General features: G+C 60.0%; 16 protein-coding genes. 7 read left to right on the forward strand and 9 right to left on the reverse strand.

Features of this window, described 5'->3' with window-relative positions:
* The first annotated feature begins 76 nt into the window (after positions 1-76).
* Entirely contained in the window at positions 77-1,006 is a 930-nt protein-coding gene (locus tag ACK6BI_RS15570; RefSeq protein WP_409317758.1) for a LysR family transcriptional regulator, read from the forward strand.
* A gap of 228 nt (positions 1,007-1,234) precedes the next feature.
* On the opposite strand, the gene ACK6BI_RS15575 is transcribed toward ACK6BI_RS15570, so the two are convergent.
* From ACK6BI_RS15575 to ACK6BI_RS15585, 3 genes are all read right to left on the reverse strand, one after another.
* Positions 1,235-3,013 (reverse strand): acyl-CoA dehydrogenase C-terminal domain-containing protein, encoded by a 1,779-nt coding sequence (locus ACK6BI_RS15575; protein ID WP_409317759.1) that lies wholly within the window; start codon positions 3,011-3,013, stop codon positions 1,235-1,237.
* Between the two features lie 202 nt (positions 3,014-3,215).
* Positions 3,216-4,505, reverse strand: a complete 1,290-nt coding sequence (locus ACK6BI_RS15580) for a GGDEF domain-containing protein (RefSeq protein ID WP_065259111.1) — start codon at positions 4,503-4,505, stop codon at positions 3,216-3,218.
* A 333-nt stretch (positions 4,506-4,838) separates the two neighbouring features.
* On the reverse strand, positions 4,839-6,644 hold the full coding sequence (locus ACK6BI_RS15585) for a phenylacyl-CoA dehydrogenase (RefSeq protein ID WP_409317760.1): 1,806 nt from the start codon (positions 6,642-6,644) through the stop codon (positions 4,839-4,841).
* A 345-nt stretch (positions 6,645-6,989) separates the two neighbouring features.
* On the opposite strand from ACK6BI_RS15585, the gene ACK6BI_RS15590 reads away from it, so the two are divergent.
* On the forward strand, positions 6,990-8,225 hold the full coding sequence (locus ACK6BI_RS15590; protein WP_409317761.1) for a hypothetical protein: 1,236 nt from the start codon (positions 6,990-6,992) through the stop codon (positions 8,223-8,225).
* A 79-nt stretch (positions 8,226-8,304) separates the two neighbouring features.
* Here ACK6BI_RS15590 and ACK6BI_RS15595 read toward each other — a convergent pair whose 3' ends face one another.
* The 6 genes from ACK6BI_RS15595 to bioB all read right to left on the reverse strand — a co-directional run bounded on the left by ACK6BI_RS15595 (position 8,305) and on the right by bioB (position 13,216).
* Entirely contained in the window at positions 8,305-8,601 is a 297-nt protein-coding gene (locus ACK6BI_RS15595; protein ID WP_011336239.1) for a hypothetical protein, read from the reverse strand.
* A 106-nt stretch (positions 8,602-8,707) separates the two neighbouring features.
* Positions 8,708-9,388 (reverse strand): dethiobiotin synthase, encoded by a 681-nt coding sequence (bioD, locus tag ACK6BI_RS15600; RefSeq protein WP_409317762.1) that lies wholly within the window; start codon positions 9,386-9,388, stop codon positions 8,708-8,710.
* Entirely contained in the window at positions 9,385-10,197 is an 813-nt protein-coding gene (gene bioC / locus ACK6BI_RS15605) for a malonyl-ACP O-methyltransferase BioC (protein WP_409317763.1), read from the reverse strand. Before bioC ends, bioD begins: the two co-directional genes overlap by 4 nt.
* Positions 10,190-10,921: an alpha/beta fold hydrolase gene (locus tag ACK6BI_RS15610; RefSeq protein ID WP_409317764.1), complete on the reverse strand. Its 732-nt coding sequence runs from the start codon at positions 10,919-10,921 to the stop codon at positions 10,190-10,192. Before ACK6BI_RS15610 ends, bioC begins: the two co-directional genes overlap by 8 nt.
* Positions 10,914-12,092, reverse strand: a complete 1,179-nt coding sequence (gene bioF / locus ACK6BI_RS15615) for an 8-amino-7-oxononanoate synthase (RefSeq protein WP_409317765.1) — start codon at positions 12,090-12,092, stop codon at positions 10,914-10,916. Before bioF ends, ACK6BI_RS15610 begins: the two co-directional genes overlap by 8 nt.
* 68 nt (positions 12,093-12,160) lie before the next feature.
* Positions 12,161-13,216 carry a biotin synthase BioB gene (gene bioB / locus ACK6BI_RS15620; RefSeq protein WP_409317766.1) on the reverse strand — a complete coding sequence of 352 codons (1,056 nt, stop codon included), beginning with the start codon at positions 13,214-13,216 and terminating at the stop codon, positions 12,161-12,163.
* Positions 13,217-13,307: 91 nt separating this feature from the next.
* Here bioB and ACK6BI_RS15625 point away from each other — a divergent pair, with 91 nt between their 5' ends.
* The 5 genes from ACK6BI_RS15625 to rarD all read left to right on the forward strand — a co-directional run bounded on the left by ACK6BI_RS15625 (position 13,308) and on the right by rarD (position 18,890).
* Positions 13,308-14,048 carry a ComF family protein gene (locus tag ACK6BI_RS15625; protein ID WP_409317767.1) on the forward strand — a complete coding sequence of 247 codons (741 nt, stop codon included), beginning with the start codon at positions 13,308-13,310 and terminating at the stop codon, positions 14,046-14,048.
* 58 nt (positions 14,049-14,106) lie between these two features.
* The gene (locus ACK6BI_RS15630) at positions 14,107-14,871 is read left to right on the forward strand and encodes a TOBE domain-containing protein (RefSeq protein WP_409317768.1); all 765 of its coding nucleotides are present in this window, start codon (positions 14,107-14,109) and stop codon (positions 14,869-14,871) included.
* A 72-nt stretch (positions 14,872-14,943) separates the two neighbouring features.
* On the forward strand, positions 14,944-16,845 hold the full coding sequence (locus tag ACK6BI_RS15635; protein ID WP_409317769.1) for a PhoX family protein: 1,902 nt from the start codon (positions 14,944-14,946) through the stop codon (positions 16,843-16,845).
* A 116-nt stretch (positions 16,846-16,961) separates the two neighbouring features.
* Positions 16,962-17,936, forward strand: a complete 975-nt coding sequence (locus ACK6BI_RS15640) for a serine/threonine protein kinase (RefSeq protein WP_409317770.1) — start codon at positions 16,962-16,964, stop codon at positions 17,934-17,936.
* A 66-nt stretch (positions 17,937-18,002) separates the two neighbouring features.
* Positions 18,003-18,890, forward strand: coding sequence for an EamA family transporter RarD (gene rarD / locus ACK6BI_RS15645; protein ID WP_409317771.1), 888 nt, complete (start codon positions 18,003-18,005; stop codon positions 18,888-18,890).
* The last annotated feature ends 221 nt before the right edge of the window (positions 18,891-19,111 follow it).

Here is a 19,111-nt window from a genome sequence, read left to right on the forward strand (position 1 = left end):
GAGGAAGCGGTTAGACTAGGCTCACTCACGGCTGACGGCCATTTCGTTTTCCCAGTATTTTCGATAAGTAACACTTATGGATTTCAAACAACTGCGTTATTTCGTCGCGGTCTACGAGGAGGGCCATGTGGGTCGCGCCGCCGAACGCCTGTCGATCTCTCAACCGGCGTTGTCCCAGCAGATCCGTCATCTGGAACAGAATCTCGACGTCACCCTGTTCGAGCGCAGCAGTAAACGCCTGCTGCCGACTCTGGCCGCTCACACGTTGTACAACCATGCACTGCCATTGCTCGACGGTATGCAGCGGGCTCGCGAGGCATTGGGCAACTTCAAGGGACAGGCACTGCGCACGCTGGCGATCGGCGTGCTGCAAACCGTGCACACCAGCCTGGTGCCGCAAATGCTCGAACGGGTACGCAAGGCCCAGCCGCATCTGGTGGTGCAGATTTATGAACTAACGGGACTGGAGATCGAGCGACGCCTGCTCAATGGCTCGCTGGATATCGGCATCAGCTATCTGCCGCCGCGCCAGCCGGGGCTGCATGGCGTGATGTTGTATGAAGATGAACTGACACTGGTCATCCCGGCAGATCATCCGTTGCGGGAGTTCAAGAAGGTCTCGATGAGTCAGGCTGCAGAATTGCCGATGTTGTTGCTGGGCGAAGAATTCCAGATTCGCCAGATCTGGCAGGCGCAACTGGCCAGCCTCGGGCGACGCCCGCAGGTGCAGGCAGAGCTGAACAACATGGTGGGGATTCTCGACAGTCTGCCCCATACACGGCTGGCGACGGTGCTGCCCGGGCGCTCACAAAAGGAATACGACGATCAGGATTTGCTGTGGAAACCGATCAGCGAGCCACGAGTACCGCTGAAGGTGGGTCTGGTGTGCCGTGATGTGCAACGCCAACAGGCGTCATTGGCCTTGCTCAGGACCTTGCTGGAAGAAGTGATGCAACGCGAGGACAAACCTCTCAAAGGCACGCCGGCCCTGGATTCGTTGGGCTGAAAACTTTTTTGCGGGCATAAGAAAACCCCGCCGAAGCGGGGTTTTGCAGACTGTTTCCCTGACATCCATTTCACTCCGCCACCCTGGCAGAATCCTTACGTGTCCGTGTTATTGCTTTGCGCTTCCTGCGCTACGTCCATGGAAAGTAGATTAGCTCTGGATCCAATCTGCGCCTATGGGAGAACAGCAGCACGTCATGTAAGAGATCGCTTACATGACGTCACATCCTCAAAACTGTGAGGCATCCAGCAGGAACAGGGATTCGCTGCCCGCTTTCACCGATGCGCTCAACGAGTGAATCCGCGGCAGCAGACGGGCAAAGTAGAACCGCGCTGTGCCGAGTTTGCTCGCATAAAAATCGTCCTGCGCTTCCTTGCCCAACGACGCCTTGGCCATCAGCGCCCACATGTACGCATAAGCGGTATAACCGAAGGCTTGCAAGTATTCGACCGACGCTGCGCCGATTTCGTTCGGGTTGGTTTTCGCCCGGTCCAGCAGCCACGAGGTCAGTTCGTCGAGAGTATCGACGGCATCGCTCAGCGGTTTGGTGAATTCGCCGAGGTCGGCACTCGCGGTCGCGGTGAAATGACGGATCTCGTCGGCGAACAGTTTGTAGAACGCCCCACCGCTGCCAACGATCTTGCGACCGACCAGATCCAGCGCCTGAATGCCGTTGGTGCCTTCGTAGATCTGGGTGATGCGCACATCACGCACCAGTTGCTCCTGACCCCACTCACGAATGTAGCCGTGACCACCGAAGATTTGCTGGCCGTGCACGGTGGTTTCCAGACCCAGGTCGGTCAGGAACGCCTTGGCCACCGGCGTCAGCAGCGCCACCAGATCCTCGGCGCGTTTACGGGTGGCTGCGTCCTCGCTGAACTTGGCGGTATCAAGCTGCATCGCCACGTAAGTGGAGAACGCGCGACCGCCCTCGTTCGAGGCTTTCATGGTCAGCAGCATGCGACGCACGTCCGGATGGACGATGATCGGGTCGGCGACCTTGTCCTTGTTCTGCGCGCCGGTCGGCGCGCGGCTCTGCAAGCGATCGCGAGCGTATTCAATGGCGTTCTGGTAAGAGCGCTCACCGGAAGCCAGACCCTGAATGCCGACGCCCAGGCGCTCGTAATTCATCATGGTGAACATCGCGGCCAGGCCTTTGTTCGGCTCGCCGACGAGATAACCCACGGCTTCGTCGAAATTCATCACGCATGTAGCCGAGGCCTGGATGCCCATCTTGTGTTCGATCGAACCACAGTTGGCCGGGTTGCGCGCACCCAGGCTGCCATCGGCATTGACCAGGAACTTCGGCACCAGAAACAGCGAAATGCCTTTCGGCCCCGCCGGTGCATCCGGCAGCTTGGCCAGCACCAGGTGGATGATGTTTTCGGTCAGATCATGTTCACCGCCGGTGATGAAGATTTTCGTGCCGCTGACCTTGTAGGAACCGTCGGCCTGAGGCTCGGCCTTGGTGCGGATGATGCCCAGATCGGTGCCCGCATGCGGCTCGGTCAGGCACATGGAACCGGCCCAGATGCCGGCGTACATGTTCGGCAGGTAAGCGGCTTTAAGTTCTTCGCTGGCGTGGGCGTTGATCGACAGGCACGCGCCGGCGGTCAGCATCGGGTACAGACCAAAGGACAGGCTGGCGGAGTTGACCATCTCTTCGACCTGGGCCGACACGGCCTTGGGCATGCCCATGCCACCGTAGGCCGGATCACCGCCGACGCCGACCCAGCCGCCTTCGGCATAAGTCTGATAGGCCTGCGGGAAACCGGCCGGTGTGGTGACGGCACCCTCGGCCCAGTGACAGCCTTCTTCGTCGGCCGCGCGGCTCAGGGGCGCGATGCTTTTGCTGGTGACCTTGCCGGCCTCTTCAAGAATGGCTTCGACGGTTTCGGCGTCGACAGTCTCGGCCAGTGCCGGTAGTTCGGCCCAGAGCTTGGCGACTTCGAACACTTCATTGAGGACAAAGCGCATATCGCGCAGCGGCGCTTTATAGTCAGCCATGGCAAACCTCGCAAAGATCAAAACAGGTGATTCGTGGAAGGAAGTTTTCGTTGAGCCCGAGTGTAACCCAACAACTTTTGCGACACATAGGGTCAAGCCATGACTTGTTTGTTATTTTTGGTCACCAGATTAGCCGTAAAAAAGCCCGCAGTCAGCGGGCTCTTTTGTTTATCAGTGCCGGGCGTTGAACGCGCCTCATCGCTCAACCCGCTGCGCTGTCCATACGTACCGCGCCACGGCGGTTCTGACCGAACGCCATCACACAGTTCCGGCCCGCGCCCTTGGCGGCGTAGAGCGCCTGGTCGGCGGACTTGAGCACGTCTTCCGGCGTGCGCTGCTCCACTCTTTCGGCGACACCGATACTGACCGTGACCGATACGCTGGACGCACCGGAGCCGCCACGACGCTGGCGCCCCTGTTGATCGTCCTGCGGACGGCTTTCCTGGTTGCGCAGCTGGATGTTGTAGGACGCAATCGATTCCCGGATGACTTCCAGGTGCGGCATGCATTCCTCGAGTGTCTTGCCCGCGAACACCAGGGCAAACTCTTCACCGCCGTAGCGATACGCCCGACCGCCGCCACTGACTTTCGACAGTTTGCTGGCAACCAGCCGCAAAACCTGGTCACCCACGTCGTGGCCATGGGTGTCGTTGAATTTCTTGAAGTGATCGACATCGCTCATCGCCAGCACATAGTTGCGTCCCAGACGCTGCATGCGTTCGTTGAGTGCGCGACGCCCCGGAAGACCGGTGAGCTCGTCGCGAAAAGCCATTTGATAGGCTTCATGCGCCACCGCAGCGGCAATCATCAGCATCACCTGGCTGCACATGATGTTCAGCGTGAACGGCAGAATGAAGGTTTTCGGCAGCATCCAGAACACCCCGAGCAACCCCACCAGTTGCGCCGCGTGCAGCGGACGCGGATGTCGCCAATATTGCCAGGCCAGCAGCAGGAACGCCGAAAGAAATACCGGGTAGCACATCTGGATCAGACTCATCCAGGCCCCGTGCAAAGCCGGCCAGCGGATCTCCGAAAGCCACATCAACAGAGCCTGGGGATAACTTTGCTCGAGTCCCAGCGCCACGCTGCCAAAAGCCAGCAGCACGGCGAAACGCGCCACCATGTCCTGGAACAGATGCGTGCGTTCCTGCCACGCCGCGAACAAACCGAACAGCAACGGCAGCAGCAGACAGACCAGATGGAACACCACAGCGGCGTCTTCGCGCACCTTGCCGTTGTCACGGTAATAGTCGGTCTGGGTGTCGAGCAGAAAGTAGGCGATGTACACCGTGACCATCAGAAACAGTTCACGCTGGCGTCGATAGACCGCGCAATACGAACCGCCCAGTAACAGCACCAGGGTTGGCAGCACGTTGAACAGTGAGGTGAAGAACACGTTGAGGTCTTTGACGTACGCAGCCGCCAACCCCGCAAGCAACAACAGCAGTGAAGGTAAAAAGTGACTGAAACGTACAGCGGAAGAACGCGGCAAGGGTAAAGCTCCGACCGTCTTGGCAAAGAGATGGCATTGTGCCTGCAATGTGACCAGTTAGGCACACACAATGTGATCCAGATCACAGGTTGTCTCTTTAACGGCTGAATCCCTCGGTTTCTGAGCCTTCAATCAAGGTTTTTTCCCTGATAAACATGAAACTTGCGCGATGACCGCCCTACATGATGGACACCACGGCCATTTCCTCTGAGAGATCGTCGCTGGTGGGTGCGGCGCCCAATCATCCTCCGTTCGATACGATCGAGAAAATCCAGGACAAAAAAAAACCGCCGCTCCCGAGGAGCGACGGTTTCATGGAACCCGCACCGAGGCTTAGTAGCCCAGCGAGAAGTTCTCTTCCTTCATGTCCATCAGGTTGTTGGCGCCCGACAGCATGGCCGCCACGTGCGTACGGGTACGCGGCAGGATGCGCTGGAAGTAGAAGCGCGCGGTTTGCAGCTTGGCGGTGTAAAACGCCTCGTCGGTGGTGCCGGCGGCCAGTTTCTCGGCAGCCAGACGTGCCATGTCGGCCCAGAAGTAAGCCAGGCAGGCGTAACCGGAGTACATCAGGTAGTCCACGGAGGCCGCGCCGACTTCTTCACGATCTTTCATGGCGGCCATACCGACCTTCATGGTCAGTTCGCCCCATTCCTTGTTCAGTGCAGCCAGCGGTGCGACGAATTCCTTGACGGCTTCGTTGCCTTCGTTGTTCTGGCAGAACTTGTGGACGATCTTGGTGAAGCCTTTGAGAGCCTCGCCCTGGGTCATCAACACTTTACGGCCCAACAGGTCGAGTGCCTGGATGCCGGTGGTGCCTTCATACAGCATCGAGATACGGCTGTCGCGAACGTTCTGCTCCATGCCCCACTCGGCGATGAAGCCATGGCCGCCGTAAATCTGCACGCCGTGGTTGGCGGATTCGAAACCGACTTCAGTCATGAACGCCTTGGCGATCGGAGTCATGAAGGCCAGCAGTGCGTCGGCTTTCTTTTTCTCTTCTTCGTCCACGCCGTATTTGACGATGTCGACCTGCTTGGCAGTGAAGTACACCATCGCACGGTTGCCTTCGGCGAATGCCTTCATGGTCAACAGCATGCGGCGTACGTCTGGGTGCACGATGATCGGGTCAGCGGCCTTTTCCGGCGCTTTCGGGCCAGTCAGGGAACGCATTTGCAGACGGTCGCGGGCGTATTTCAGACCACCCTGGAAGGCGATTTCGGCATGGGCCAGACCTTGCAGCGCGGTACCCAGACGTGCGGTGTTCATGAAAGTGAACATGCAGTTCAGGCCTTTGTTCGCCGGGCCGATCAGGAAACCGGTCGCGCCGTCGAAGTTCATGACGCAGGTGGCGTTGCCGTGGATGCCCATCTTGTGTTCGATGGAGCCACAGCTCACTGCATTGCGAGCACCGATGGTGCCGTCGGCGTTCGGCAGGAACTTCGGAACGATGAACAGGGAAATGCCTTTGGTGCCGGCCGGTGCATCCGGCAGACGGGCCAGTACGATGTGGACGATGTTGTCGGCCATGTCGTGTTCACCGGCCGAGATGAAGATCTTGGTGCCGGAGACTTTGTAGGAGCCGTCGGCCTGAGGTTCGGCCTTGGTGCGCAGCATGCCCAGGTCGGTGCCGCAGTGAGGTTCGGTCAGGCACATGGTGCCTGTCCATTCGCCCGACACCAACTTGGTCAGATAGGCTTCTTGCTGCTCTGGAGTGCCGTGCTCGGAGATGGTGTTCATCGCGCCGTGCGACAGGCCCGGGTACATGCCCCACGACCAGTTGGCTTCGCCGACCATCTCGCTGACAGCCAGGCCCAGCGACTCAGGCAGGCCTTGACCGCCGTGCTCGACGTCATGGGCCAGGCTTGGCCAGCCGCCTTCAACGAATTGCTTGTAGGCTTCTTTGAAGCCAGTCGGGGTTTTCACGCCAGACTCGCTCCAGGTACAACCTTCGATGTCACCCACGCGGTTCAGCGGCGCCAGCACCTGCTCACAGAACTTGGCGCCCTCTTCGAGAATGGCGTCAACCATGTCCGGCGTTGCGTCTGCGCAGGCTGGAAGGCTCTGATAGTGCGCTTCATAGCCGAGCAGTTCGTCACGTACGAAGCGAATATCACGCAAGGGGGCCTTGTAGTCAGGCATAGCGATAAACCTCTGCTGATGTAACCGGGAATGAACGACCGCATTGATTTGTTGTGACGGTCAAACAGTTGTTTGAAACATACGTTTACGCCGAAATCTTGTCAAGCGCCGATCTTTTGCCGTTCGTCTCTCAGTTTGTTTGTTAACCAAAGATGCCTGAGTGGAGACGCATTCCTTCGGAATAGCGAATTTCACACAAAAACCGCCATTGGCTTTCGAAGATATAGAAATGGCTTCCAAAGCCAATAAAACCTGTCATTTTTGCCAGTTGGCACGCTTCTGATTTGCGGATTTCATGAGCAGGCGAAGAGGCAGCCCAGCCTTGAGCAGTATCAGGAGATCGACATGATTAACCCATCTCATATTGGTGCGCAGGCAAAGAACCCGGATCTCGATTCCACCTTTGGCCAAGACGGACTCTATCATCCAGTTTCAAATCAGTTCGGCGACGTCCGCGCCGTCGGATTGAATGTCGATGAGTCCATCAATCTGGCCATCAGATTGAGCGATGGAAAGTTTCAATTCGACAGGGCGACGGCGGACGGCCGTCAAATCCCGGGCTTTACCCCGACCATCGCGCCGTTTGGTCCCGATGGCTCATTTACTCCATACCGGCTTTTGCGTCAGAGCGACGGCAAGATCCTCATGCTGGGCGCTTTCAGACGATACTCCGATGACGCAAGCCTGGCGGGTGTAACGAGGTTCAATAGCAATGGAACACCGGATCTGGTGTTCGGGCGCAAATTGCTGTCGCCCATTCCCCAGGGAACGACAACCCCAAGATTCGAAAAAAAGCTCGTTGATGGATGCGTTCAAGCCGACGGCAAAATCCTGATAGCGTGCGCTTATCAAACGGGCAGTCCAAACTCTTCGGACTTCATCAGCCAGCTGATACGTTTAAATATCGACGGGTCAGATGATCTCACCTTCGGCACATCGGGTCGTATCGATCTGAACTTTGGAGGGGCGCGTACTTTTGTGTCAGATGTTCAAATCCAGGATAGTGGGAACATCGTAGCGCTGGGCAGCACGGGAACAAACGCTTTCGAAACTCTCGTCATAGCTCGATACGATAGCCACGGGCAAATCGATAAGTCCTTTGGTGAAAATGGCTATTTCAAATTCAGACATTCACCGCAGCACAATACCGTTCCGAACTGGCTTGGCGTGATGGGTGAGAAGTTGTGGATTGCAGGCAATGTTACGGGTCCCATACGAAGTGCTCTGCTAATGCGATTGACGGCTGAAGGCAATTTTGACCAAACCTTCAATGGCGGTGAGCCAGTACTGACGAATGCACCCTTCACAGATCTCCAATGGAATTCAGCCATTATTCAAAAAAACGGCGGAATCATTACAGTGGGGAGCGTGGAAAATCCGGCCTCTATTATCATTCGACGCTTTAACGAGGACGGTACACCAAATACTGAACGTCAATGGCTACCACTACCCGGTGGCACAGCAGACGCCGTGATGCAGACATCCACAAGGCTGATTGTCGCCGTCAGATCCTCGTTAGTACCTGAACCGAGCGATAACCCCCTCGTTTTGGGCGTGCTCACGACCCCGGCGACATCATGACCACACAATGAAAAAGAGCGCTCAACAGTGTCTTGAGCGCTCTTTTTCATGAAAGTCTTGAAACGCGTACGCGCGGAACTCAGGCAAACGTATCAATGATCGTACCGAGCATTTCATCGGATGCCTTGGCGACTTTCGTGCCCAGCTCCACTTGAAACTTGCCCTGGGCCATCTCGGCCATGGCGCTGCCCGGATCCATTTGCTGACTGCGATCCACACCGCGCAGGCGATCGATCTGGGCCTCGGAAGACTGGCTGGTGACCGAGCGCTCGATGGTGTTGTTGGCGATCTGGCTGGCAGCCTGATCGACGCGATTCTGCCCGGTCTGAATGGTGCTCAGACCTGCATAAAAAGCTGTGTTTCCGGAGATTTCCATGGGAGCTCTCATCCTTGGGAAGGATCAATGGCTGCCATTGAACCAGAGGCGTCAGAAAAATACCCGTCAAAAACACTAATGGCACAGTGCCTTGTCATAGCCAAAATCAGTCGAGCAGATCCAGTTGCAAATGGTCGGCGACCGCCTCGGCGCTCACGGCCTTGAGTTTCGGCACTCGCCCCAGGCACGGCGCCGGAATGCGCTCGGCCAGTGTCGCGAGGTTTTCTTCAAGCCGCGACGTCTTCGGATCAATGATGTTCGCCACCCATCCCGCCAGTTGCAGTCCGTCTCGGGCAATCGCTTCGGCCGTCAGCAAAGCATGGCTGATGCACCCAAGACGCACACCCACCACCAGAATCACCGGCAACTGCAACGCTATCGCCAGGTCCGACAGATTGTCCTGATCCGCCAAAGGCACCCGCCAGCCACCCGCGCCTTCAATCAAAGTGAAGTCGGCGTTCATGGCCAGAATCTCGCGCATCGGTGCCAGCAGCGATTGCACGGTCAGCGCCACACCTGCCTCTCGTGCCGCCAGATGCGGCGCGATCGCCGGCTCGAACGCTACCGGATTGACCTGTTGATAAGTCAGCGGCAAAGAGCACTCGGCCTGCAATGCCAGAGCATCTGAGTTGCGCAGGCCTTTGGGCGTCACGACACAACCGGACGCCACCGGCTTGCCCGCCGCCGTGCTCAACCCTGCTGATTTGGCAGCATGCAGCAACCCGGCGGCCACGGTAGTCTTGCCGACGTCGGTGTCGGTTCCGGTGATGAAATAGGCTGCGCTCATAAGGGTTTCTCCAACACGGCGTAAACCACCTGATAAGTCGCCGGCAGTCCCGCAGGTTGACGGAAATGCTCGTAGGCTTCGATCAGCCCCAGAATCCGCGCCCGCCCGGTCAATCCGCCCGGCCGACCGGGATTCAGGTTATGCGCGCCCAGCGCCTTGAGTTCATGCGTCAGGCTGCGCACATCCGGGTAATGCAGCACATGTGGCCGATTCTCCAGACTGACCGTGCGCAAACCACTGGCCACGCACAATTGTTCGTAGCGGGCGAACTCGCGGAAGCGGTTGACGTGCACCAGGCCATCGACCTGACGCCAGCTGTTGCGCAATTCATACAGCGTCCCTACACAAAGACTAGCAAACGCGAAAATCCCCCCCGGTTTCAGCACCCGGAAGGCTTCGCCGAGCACCGATTCGAAGTCCGCACACCACTGCACGGCGAGGCTGGAGAAAATCAGATCGCAGGTCGAATCCTGCAACGGCAAGCGTTCGGCATCGCCAGCAATAAAGTGTGTGGCACCGCCCAAAGGCCGGGCGTGATTGAGCATGCCCTCGGCGATGTCCAGCGCCAGCCCTTCGTTATCAACAAAACATTCGGCCAGCGCCCGGGTGAAATAGCCGGTGCCACAGCCCAGATCCAGCCAGCGTGAGGGAAGAAAACCCACCGGCAAGCGATTCAACAATTGCGTGCCGACATCACGCTGCAACTCGGCGACGCTGTCGTAGCTGGCCGCTGCACGGGAAAAGGAAGCCGCCACCTGGCGCTTGTCTGGCAAGCCGCCAGGCAACGCCGCAACAGACAAATCAGTCATCACCGCACTCACTTAAAAACGCCTGGATAGCACCGGCCACACCGTGGGGATCCTCCAGAAGAAACGCATGGCTGGCCTGCTCGATCAGCCCGACTTCGACATCCGCCAGCAACGCGAACAACTCGCCTGCAGCCTCCGCCGGCACCAACCCGTCCAACCCGCCAAACAGATGCAATTGCGGACCTCGAAACACCTGCAAGGCATTACGCGTATCGATCTGTGCCAACAACTCCAGACCTGCCACCAGTGCCGCCGGCGAAGTGTTCGGCGCTCCGCCGAGCAACAGCCGCGACAAGCCACGCGGGTCTTGCGCACCTTGAGCACATAACAGAGAAAAACGCTTGAGGGTCTGGCGCGGGTCAGCACTGCAACCGGCCAAAAACGCATCGAAGGTTTCCGCCGGCATCGCGCTCGGCCATTGTTCATGAACAACGAAAGAAGGATTACTCGCCAACGTCAGCAGGCCACAGCAATGTTCGCCACGCCGCGCCGCCAGTTCAGAAGCCAGCATGCCGCCCAGCGACCAGCCACCGAGCCATGCATCCTGGGGAATGCGCTCATCGAGTTCGTCGAGCCAGTCTGCAGGATCACTGGATTCCAGCTCCGGCAACGGTTCGATCTCCACCGTCAGGTGTTCATCGAGCCCACGCAGCGCCGCCGCCAACGGCTCCAGCGGGGAAACACCAAGGCCCCAGCCGGGGAGCAGAATCAATCGATCACGCATGGCTTGGCTCCGACTTCAGTTGGGCAAAGCAATCGGCCAGTCCTTCCAACAATAGTTGCACCTGCGCCTCACTGTGGGCGGCGGTCAGGGTGACCCGCAGCCGCGCACTGCCGGCAGGCACAGTCGGCGGTCGGATCGCGGTGACCATCAGTCCACGCTCGCGCAGCATCTGCGACAAACGCACGGCACGACCGGCATCACCGATCAGGATCGGCTGGATCGGCGTGAAGCTGTCCATCAGTTCCAGTCCGATCTGTTCGGCGCCGTGGCGGAACTGGCGGATCAGCGTTTGCAGATGCTCGCGGCGCCAATGCTCGCTGCGTAGCAGTTCCAGGCTTTTAAGCGTCGCGCAGGCCAGCGCCGGCGGCTGGCTGGTGGTGTAAATGTAAGGGCGGGCGAACTGGATCAGGCTTTCGATCAATTCTTCACTGCCGGCCACGAATGCGCCCGCCGTACCGAACGCTTTGCCGAGCGTACCGACCAGAACCGGCACGTCCTCCTGGCTCAGACCGAAATGCTCGACGATCCCGCCACCGTTCGCGCCCAGAGGACCGAAGCCGTGAGCGTCATCGACCATCAACCACGCGCCCTTGGCCCTGGTTTCCCGGGCCAGCGCTGGCAGATCGGCAAGGTCGCCGTCCATGCTGAACACGCCGTCAGTAACCACCAGCGTATTTCCGGTGGCTTTCTCCAGACGCTTGGCCAGGCTGTCGGCGTCGTTGTGCAGATAACGATTGAAGCGTGCTCCGGACAACAGTCCGGCATCCAGTAGCGACGCATGATTGAGCCGGTCTTGCAGCACCGTATCGCCCTGCCCGACCAGTGCCGTGACCGCGCCGAGGTTGGCCATGTAACCGGTGGTGAACAATAGCGCACGCGGGCGGCCGGTGAGGTCGGCCAGGGCCTCTTCCAGTTCGTGATGCGGGCCGCTGTGGCCGATCACCAGATGCGAGGCTCCGCCGCCGACGCCCCACTTCGAGGCACCGTGACGCCAGGCTTCGATCACTTGCGGGTGATTGGCCAGGCCCAGGTAATCGTTGTTGCAGAACGCCAGCAGCGGCTGACCGTCAACCACCACTTGTGGCCCTTGCGGGCTTTCAAGCAGCGGTCGCCGGCGATAGAGATTTTCGGCACGACGGGCAGCAAGGCGTGCGGCGAGATCGAAAGACATGCAAGCCTCACGGGTGGCAAATGAATCAGCAGGCGCCGCCCGAGGCAGCGCCTGAGAAGAACGGGCGGTCAGACAGCGGCGTTATAGAACTGCTCGCTGCTCTTCTGCTCCACCAGTGCCTGTTCGATGGCGGCCTGGTGCACTTCGTCGGCGTGCTCTTCACGGGCTTCCGGCTGAATGCCCAGACGTGCAAACAGCTGCATGTCCTTGTCGGCCTGCGGGTTGGCGGTGGTCAGCAGTTTGTCGCCGTAGAAAATCGAGTTGGCGCCGGCGAAGAACGCCAGGGCCTGCATCTGCTCGTTCATCGCTTCGCGGCCGGCTGACAGGCGAACGTGTGATTGCGGCATCAGGATCCGCGCCACGGCGAGCATGCGGATGAAGTCGAACGGATCGACGTCGTCGGCGTTTTCCAGCGGCGTGCCGGCCACTTTCACCAGCATGTTGATCGGCACCGACTCTGGATGCTCCGGCAGGTTGGCCAGCTGGATCAGCAGGTTCGCACGGTCATCGAGGGACTCGCCCATGCCGAGGATGCCGCCGGAGCAGATTTTCATGCCGGCATCGCGCACGTAGGCCAGGGTCTGCAGACGCTCGCTGTAGGTGCGGGTGGTGATGATGCTGCCGTAGAACTCCGGCGAAGTGTCGAGGTTATGGTTGTAGTAATCGAGGCCGGCCTTGGCCAGCGCTTCGGTCTGCTCCTGATCGAGACGACCGAGGGTCATGCAGGTTTCAAGGCCCATGGCCTTAACGCCTTCGACCATTTTCAACACGTACGGCATGTCCTTGGCCGACGGGTGCTTCCACGCGGCGCCCATGCAGAAACGGGTCGAACCGATGGCCTTGGCGCGGGCAGCCTCTTCGAGGACTTTCTGCACTTCCATCAGCTTTTCTTTTTCCAGCCCGGTGTTGTAGTGACCGGACTGCGGACAATATTTGCAATCTTCCGGGCAGGCGCCGGTCTTGATCGACAACAGGGTGGAAACCTGGACGCGGTTGGCGTCGAAATGCGCGCGGTGCACCGTCTGCGCCTGGAACAGCAAATCGTTGAACGGCTGAACGAAGAGTGCTTTGACTTCGGCCAAAGTCCAGTCGTGACGCAGGGTGGCAGTGGTGCTGGCGCTCATGGGCGATTCCTTGGTTATGCTTGGCTTGTGCCCGGGGAAACGCAATACCCACAGGCACGACACGGATGTTCGGCATATTTAAGGAAGAGCCATGCACTGTCAACCACATCAACATAGATCGGTTTACATCTGGTTAAATAATAACCAAACCTGCTTGCTTTGCGATGAGCCGGCGGAAACCGATACCCCTCTCTGCACGGCATGCGAAACCGACCTGCCCTGGCTGGGCGATCAATGCATGACTTGCGCATTGCCGCTGCCCGCAGCAGGCCTGACCTGCGGCGACTGCCAGAGGAATCCGCCCGCCTTCGAACAGGTGGTGGCGCCCTGGTCTTACGGGTTTCCGGTGGACAGCCTGATCACCCGCTTCAAACATAACGCCAAATGGCCCTTTGGCAACCTGATGGGCGAGGTTCTCGGGCAATTCCTGCAACATCGCTTCGACGAAGACCTCCCGCGCCCGGATGCCTTGCTGCCGGTGCCATTGGCGGACAAGCGTCTGCGGCAACGCGGCTTCAATCAGGCGGCCATGCTCGCGCGGTGGCTCGGCAAGCGACTGGATCTGCCCTGTGAAGAACATCTCCTGCGACGTATCCAGGACACCGACGCCCAGCAGGCACTGGATGCCAAGGCGCGCAAGCGCAATCTGCGCAACGCCTTCAATCTGCTGCCGCAGGCCAATGTGCGCGGCCGGCATCTGGCATTGGTCGATGATGTACTGACCACCGGTGCCACGGCTCAGGCACTGGCGCGGCTGCTGGTGGACGCCGGCGCCACGCGGGTCGACGTGTACTGCCTGGCCCGCACACCGAAACCTGGCGACGCGGCTTGACTCGCACGCGCCAAGCGGCCAACTTCCTCCTCCACCAACCCAGCACAAAGCACCCGACATGTCCCTGCCCAGCCTGTTGTCCCAGCACATCGTCCGCCGCCCGCAGCGCATCGCCCTGCTGCAACACATCGCCGAACAGGGTTCGATCACACGCGCCGCCAAAAGCGCAGGCCTGAGTTACAAGGCGGCATGGGACGCCATCGATGAGTTGAACAACCTCGCACAAAAACCTCTGGTTGAACGGGCTGTCGGCGGCAAGGGCGGCGGTGGCGCGAAACTGTCCAGCGAAGGTGAACGGGTGCTGCGTCTTTATCAGAAGCTGCAAGCCTTGCAGGCGCAGGTGCTGGAAGCTGCCGAAGACGCCAGCGATCTGGATCTGCTCGGGCGTTTGATGCTCAGGACCAGCGCTCGCAATCAGCTGCACGGCAAAGTCCTCGGCATCGAGCCTCAGGGCCGCAATGACCTGATCCGCCTCGAACTGGCAGAAGGCCTGTGCATCGACGCGCAAATCACTCATGACAGCACCGTGCATCTGGAACTGCAAACCGGCACCGAAGTGGTGGCATTGATCAAGGCTGGCTGGCTCGAACTGTTGGGCAACGGGCAAGCTGCAACATCTGGTCACAATCTTCTCGAAGGCACTCTCGAAGCGATTCTCGACGCCGAGGACGGCCCCAGCGAAGTGCGCATCGCCCTGCCCAATGGCCAGACACTCTGCGCCCTGGCCGAGCCGCTGCACTTGCGCACCAGCAAACTGAGCGTCGAACAACCGGTGCGGGTGCAGTTCTCGCCGTCCAATGTGCTGATCGGCACACCGCTCTAGTCGCAAGCCCTGCAACAAAAGCTTCATCGCCTCTCATTAAGGTGGCTGCCAAAACCAAGCAGGGAGCCTGATGTGAGCCTATTAGAAGAAAACCAATCCACTGACCTGGAAAAAATGGTCGGCATGAGCCGTCGCGGTTTCATCGGTGCCGGCGCACTGTGCGGCGCGGCGATGTTCCTCGGTGGCAGCCTGTTGAGCCGTAGCGCGCTGGCCACCGGTGTCAGCGCCGGCAACAGCCGCCTGCTCGGCTTCGACAGCATTCCGGCCGCCACTACTGACACCATCCACCTGCCCAAGGGCTACAACTCGTCGGTGCTGATCAGTTGGGGCCAGCCCCTGCACAAGAACGGCCCGGCCTTCGACCCGAGCGGCAACGGCACCGCGGCTGCACAGGAAGTGCAGTTCGGTGACAACAACGACGGCATGAGCCTGTTCGCCTTTCCGGACGACAAAAATCGCGCCCTGATGGCGATCAACAATGAATACACCAACTACCGCTATCTCTACCCCCACGGCGGCCTGCCGCAGTCGGCGGAAGACGTGCGCAAGGCGCTGGCCTGCGAAGGTGTGTCGGTGATCGAAGTGGCGCGCAAGAACGGCCAGTGGCAGTTCGTCCAGGGCTCACGTTACAACCGGCGCATTCACGGCAACTCGCCGCTGCGCATCAGCGGTCCGGCGGCCGGCCATGAACTGATGAAAACCAGTGCCGACAAGCATGGCAGGAAAGTCCTCGGCACCTTCCAGAACTGCGCCAACGGCAAGACACCGTGGGGCACTTACCTGACCTGTGAAGAAAACTTCACCGACTGCTTCGGCAGCAGCAACGCCCAGCAACAGTTCGACCCGGCGCAGAAACGCTACGGCGTGACAGCCGCCAGCCGCGAGATCAACTGGCATCCGTTCGATCCGCGCTTCGACATGGCGAAGAACCCGAACGAGCTGAACCGTCACGGCTGGGTGGTGGAAATCGACCCGTTCGACCCGCAGTCGATCCCGGTCAAACGCACCGCGCTGGGTCGCTTCAAACACGAAAACGCCGCCCTGGCCGAGACCGACGATGGTCGCGCCGTGGTGTACATGGGCGACGACGAACGCGGCGAGTTCATCTACAAATTCGTCAGTCGCGACCGCATCAATTACCGCAACGCCAAAGCCAACCGCGACATCCTCGATCACGGCACCCTGTACGTGGCGAAGTTCGACGCGGGCGACGGCAATCCGGACCATCCAAAAGGCCAGGGCCAGTGGATCGAGCTGACCCACGGCAAGAACGGCATCGACGCCAGCAGCGGTTTTGCCGATCAGGCAGAGGTGCTGATCCACGCACGCCTGGCAGCCAGCGTGGTCGGCGCCACACGCATGGACCGTCCGGAGTGGATCGTGGTCAGCCCGAAAGACGGCCAGGTCTATTGCACCCTGACCAACAACGCCAAACGCGGCGAAGACGGGCAACCGGTGGGTGGCCCGAACCCGCGCGCGAAGAACGTCTACGGGCAGATCCTGCGTTGGCGCACCGACCGCGACGATCACGGTTCGAAGACTTTCGGCTGGGATCTGTTCGTGGTGGCCGGCAACCCGAGCGTGCACGCCGGTACACCGAAAGGCGGCTCGTCGAATATCACCCCGCAGAACATGTTCAACAGCCCGGACGGCCTCGGCTTCGACAAGGCGGGCCGACTGTGGATTCTCACCGACGGTGATTCGAGCAACGCCGGGGATTTTGCCGGGATGGGCAACAACCAGATGCTCTGCGCCGACCCCGGGACCGGCGAGATTCGCCGCTTCATGGTCGGGCCGATCGGTTGCGAGGTCACCGGGATCGCCTTCTCGCCTGACCAGAAAACTCTGTTTGTCGGGATTCAGCATCCGGGCGAGAACGGCGGTTCGACCTTCCCCGAGCATTTGCCGAACGGCAAGCCGCGCTCTTCGGTGATGGCGATTACCCGCGAGGATGGCGGGATCATCGGCGCCTGATTCTGCGACGCTTTAATCGTTCCCGTGCCCTGCACGGGAACGATCCCCCTCAAGACAGCCCGTCTGCGCTACCATGCTGGGCCGGACGCGGCAGCCTGCCGCGCGCAGGAGTCAGCATGGCCCACCCGTTTGAAACCCTCACCCCAGACCTCGTGCTCGATGCCGTCGAGAGCATCGGTTTTCTCAGCGACGCGCGCATCCTGGCGCTCAACAGTTACGAAAACCGCGTCTATCAGATCGGCATCGAAGACGCCGAACCGCTGATCGCCAAGTTCTATCGCCCGCAGCGCTGGAGCAACGAAGCCATTCTCGAAGAACACCGGTTCACCTTCGAACTGGCGGACGTCGAGATCCCGGTGGTGGCGCCACTTGTCCACAACGGCCAGACCCTGCACGAACACGCCGGTTTTCGTTTCACCCTGTTTCCCCGACGCGGTGGCCGGGCGCCGGAGCCGGGCAATCTCGATCAGTTGTATCGTCTCGGCCAGCTGCTCGGGCGCATGCACGCGGTCGGAGAAAACAGGCCTTTCGAACACCGCGAAGCGCTTGCCGTGAAGAACTTCGGCCATGACTCGCTGCGCACTTTGCTGGAAGGCAACTTCATCCCCAAGAGCCTGCTGCCGGCCTACGAGTCCGTCGCCCGCGACCTGCTCAAGCGGGTGGAGGACATCTACGCCGCCACGCCGCACCAGAACATCCGCATGCACGGCGACTGCCACCCCGGCAACATGATGTGCCGCGACGAGATGTTCCACATCGTCGACCTCGACGACTGCCGCATGGGCCCGGCGGTGCAGGACATCTGGATGATGCTCGCCGGCGACCGTCAGGAATGTCTCGTACAGCTGTCGGAATTGATGGACGGTTACAACGAATTCCATGATTTCGATCCGCGCGAACTGGCGCTGATCGAACCGCTGCGCGCTCTGCGCCTGATGCACTACAGCGCCTGGCTGGCCCGACGCTGGGACGATCCGGCATTCCCCCACAGTTTTCCGTGGTTCGGCAGCGAGCGTTATTGGGGTGATCAGGTGCTGGCGTTGCGCGAACAGCTGGCGGCATTGAGTGAAGAGCCGTTGAAGCTTTTCTGACACGACACGTCTATACAACTGCCCGTACAATCACCGCTTTGTCAGTTGCCTGAGCAAGGACTCTGCATGCAAGCCGCCAACCCGCGCCGCGGGTACATTCTGGGCCTGAGTGCCTACATCATCTGGGGCCTTTTCCCGCTTTACTTCAAAGCCATCGCCGAAGTGCCGGCAGTGGAGATCATCATTCACCGCGTGCTGTGGTCTGCGCTGTTCGGCGGGCTGTTGCTGCTGGTCTGGAAACATCCGGGCTGGTGGCAGGAACTGCGCGACAATCCGAAACGTCTGGCGATTCTCGCGCTCAGCGGCACGTTGATCGCGGCCAACTGGCTGACTTATGTGTGGTCGGTGAACAACGGTCGGATGCTTGAAGCGAGTCTGGGTTACTACATCAACCCATTGGTTAACGTGCTGCTGGGCATGCTGATCCTCGGCGAGCGTCTGCGGCGGATGCAGTGGATCGCCGTCGGCCTGGCCGCCGTGGGTGTAGCACAGCAGGTATGGCAGGTCGGCAGTCTGCCGTGGGTGTCGCTGGTGCTGGCGCTGACCTTCGGTTTCTACGGGCTGATCCGCAAACAGGCGCCGGTCAAGGCGTTGCCGGGGCTGGTGGTGGAAACCTGGATGCTGGTGCCGATTGCCCTCGCGTGGCTGCTGCTGAATCCGACCGCTACCAGCGCCCAGGCCGCGTTCTGGACCACCTCCGAAGCCTGGTGGCTGGTGGCGGCCGGTCCGGTGACGCTCATTCCGCTGGTCTGCTTCAACGCGGCCGCACGACACCTGCCTTACACCACCCTCGGTTTCCTCCAGTATCTGGCGCCGACCCTGGTGCTGCTGCAAGCCGTGCTGCTGTTCGGCGAGCACTTGTCGTCCAGCACGCTGATTGCGTTCATGTTTATCTGGGCCGGTCTGGCGGTGTACAGCGTCGATGCGTGGATAAGTCTGCGCCGGCGCAGCTGATCAAAAAACAAACAACTCTCCACAGGCCACGGTTCTCGTGGCCTGCACCGTTCCTTCCCAAGGTTATCCACAGCGTGATCCCCGCCGTTTGTGCGCAAGTCACTGAATGCTGGCGGTTTTTTGATCAATCTTGGCAAAGCCACGGCGGACGTGGCCTGGAAGGCAGTCTCTACAGGTTATCCACAAGCGGATGCACGTTATCACTGGATAACCTGCCACGA

This window comes from Pseudomonas sp. KCJK9016 (assembly GCF_046231795.1).
Taxonomy (GTDB): domain Bacteria; phylum Pseudomonadota; class Gammaproteobacteria; order Pseudomonadales; family Pseudomonadaceae; genus Aquipseudomonas; species Aquipseudomonas bananamidigenes.

Coding starts and splice junctions, on each gene's coding strand:
- ACK6BI_RS15570 (WP_409317758.1), top strand. CDS start 77: ATGGATTTCAAACAACTGCGTTATTTCGTCGCGGTCTACGAGGAGGGC.
- ACK6BI_RS15575 (WP_409317759.1), bottom strand. CDS start 3,013: ATGGCTGACTATAAAGCGCCGCTGCGCGATATGCGCTTTGTCCTCAAT.
- ACK6BI_RS15585 (WP_409317760.1), bottom strand. CDS start 6,644: ATGCCTGACTACAAGGCCCCCTTGCGTGATATTCGCTTCGTACGTGAC.
- ACK6BI_RS15590 (WP_409317761.1), top strand. CDS start 6,990: ATGATTAACCCATCTCATATTGGTGCGCAGGCAAAGAACCCGGATCTC.
- ACK6BI_RS15595 (WP_011336239.1), bottom strand. CDS start 8,601: ATGGAAATCTCCGGAAACACAGCTTTTTATGCAGGTCTGAGCACCATT.
- bioD (WP_409317762.1), bottom strand. CDS start 9,388: ATGAGCGCAGCCTATTTCATCACCGGAACCGACACCGACGTCGGCAAG.
- bioC (WP_409317763.1), bottom strand. CDS start 10,197: ATGACTGATTTGTCTGTTGCGGCGTTGCCTGGCGGCTTGCCAGACAAG.
- ACK6BI_RS15610 (WP_409317764.1), bottom strand. CDS start 10,921: ATGCGTGATCGATTGATTCTGCTCCCCGGCTGGGGCCTTGGTGTTTCC.
- bioF (WP_409317765.1), bottom strand. CDS start 12,092: ATGTCTTTCGATCTCGCCGCACGCCTTGCTGCCCGTCGTGCCGAAAAT.
- bioB (WP_409317766.1), bottom strand. CDS start 13,216: ATGAGCGCCAGCACCACTGCCACCCTGCGTCACGACTGGACTTTGGCC.
- ACK6BI_RS15625 (WP_409317767.1), top strand. CDS start 13,308: ATGCACTGTCAACCACATCAACATAGATCGGTTTACATCTGGTTAAAT.
- ACK6BI_RS15630 (WP_409317768.1), top strand. CDS start 14,107: ATGTCCCTGCCCAGCCTGTTGTCCCAGCACATCGTCCGCCGCCCGCAG.
- ACK6BI_RS15640 (WP_409317770.1), top strand. CDS start 16,962: ATGGCCCACCCGTTTGAAACCCTCACCCCAGACCTCGTGCTCGATGCC.
- rarD (WP_409317771.1), top strand. CDS start 18,003: ATGCAAGCCGCCAACCCGCGCCGCGGGTACATTCTGGGCCTGAGTGCC.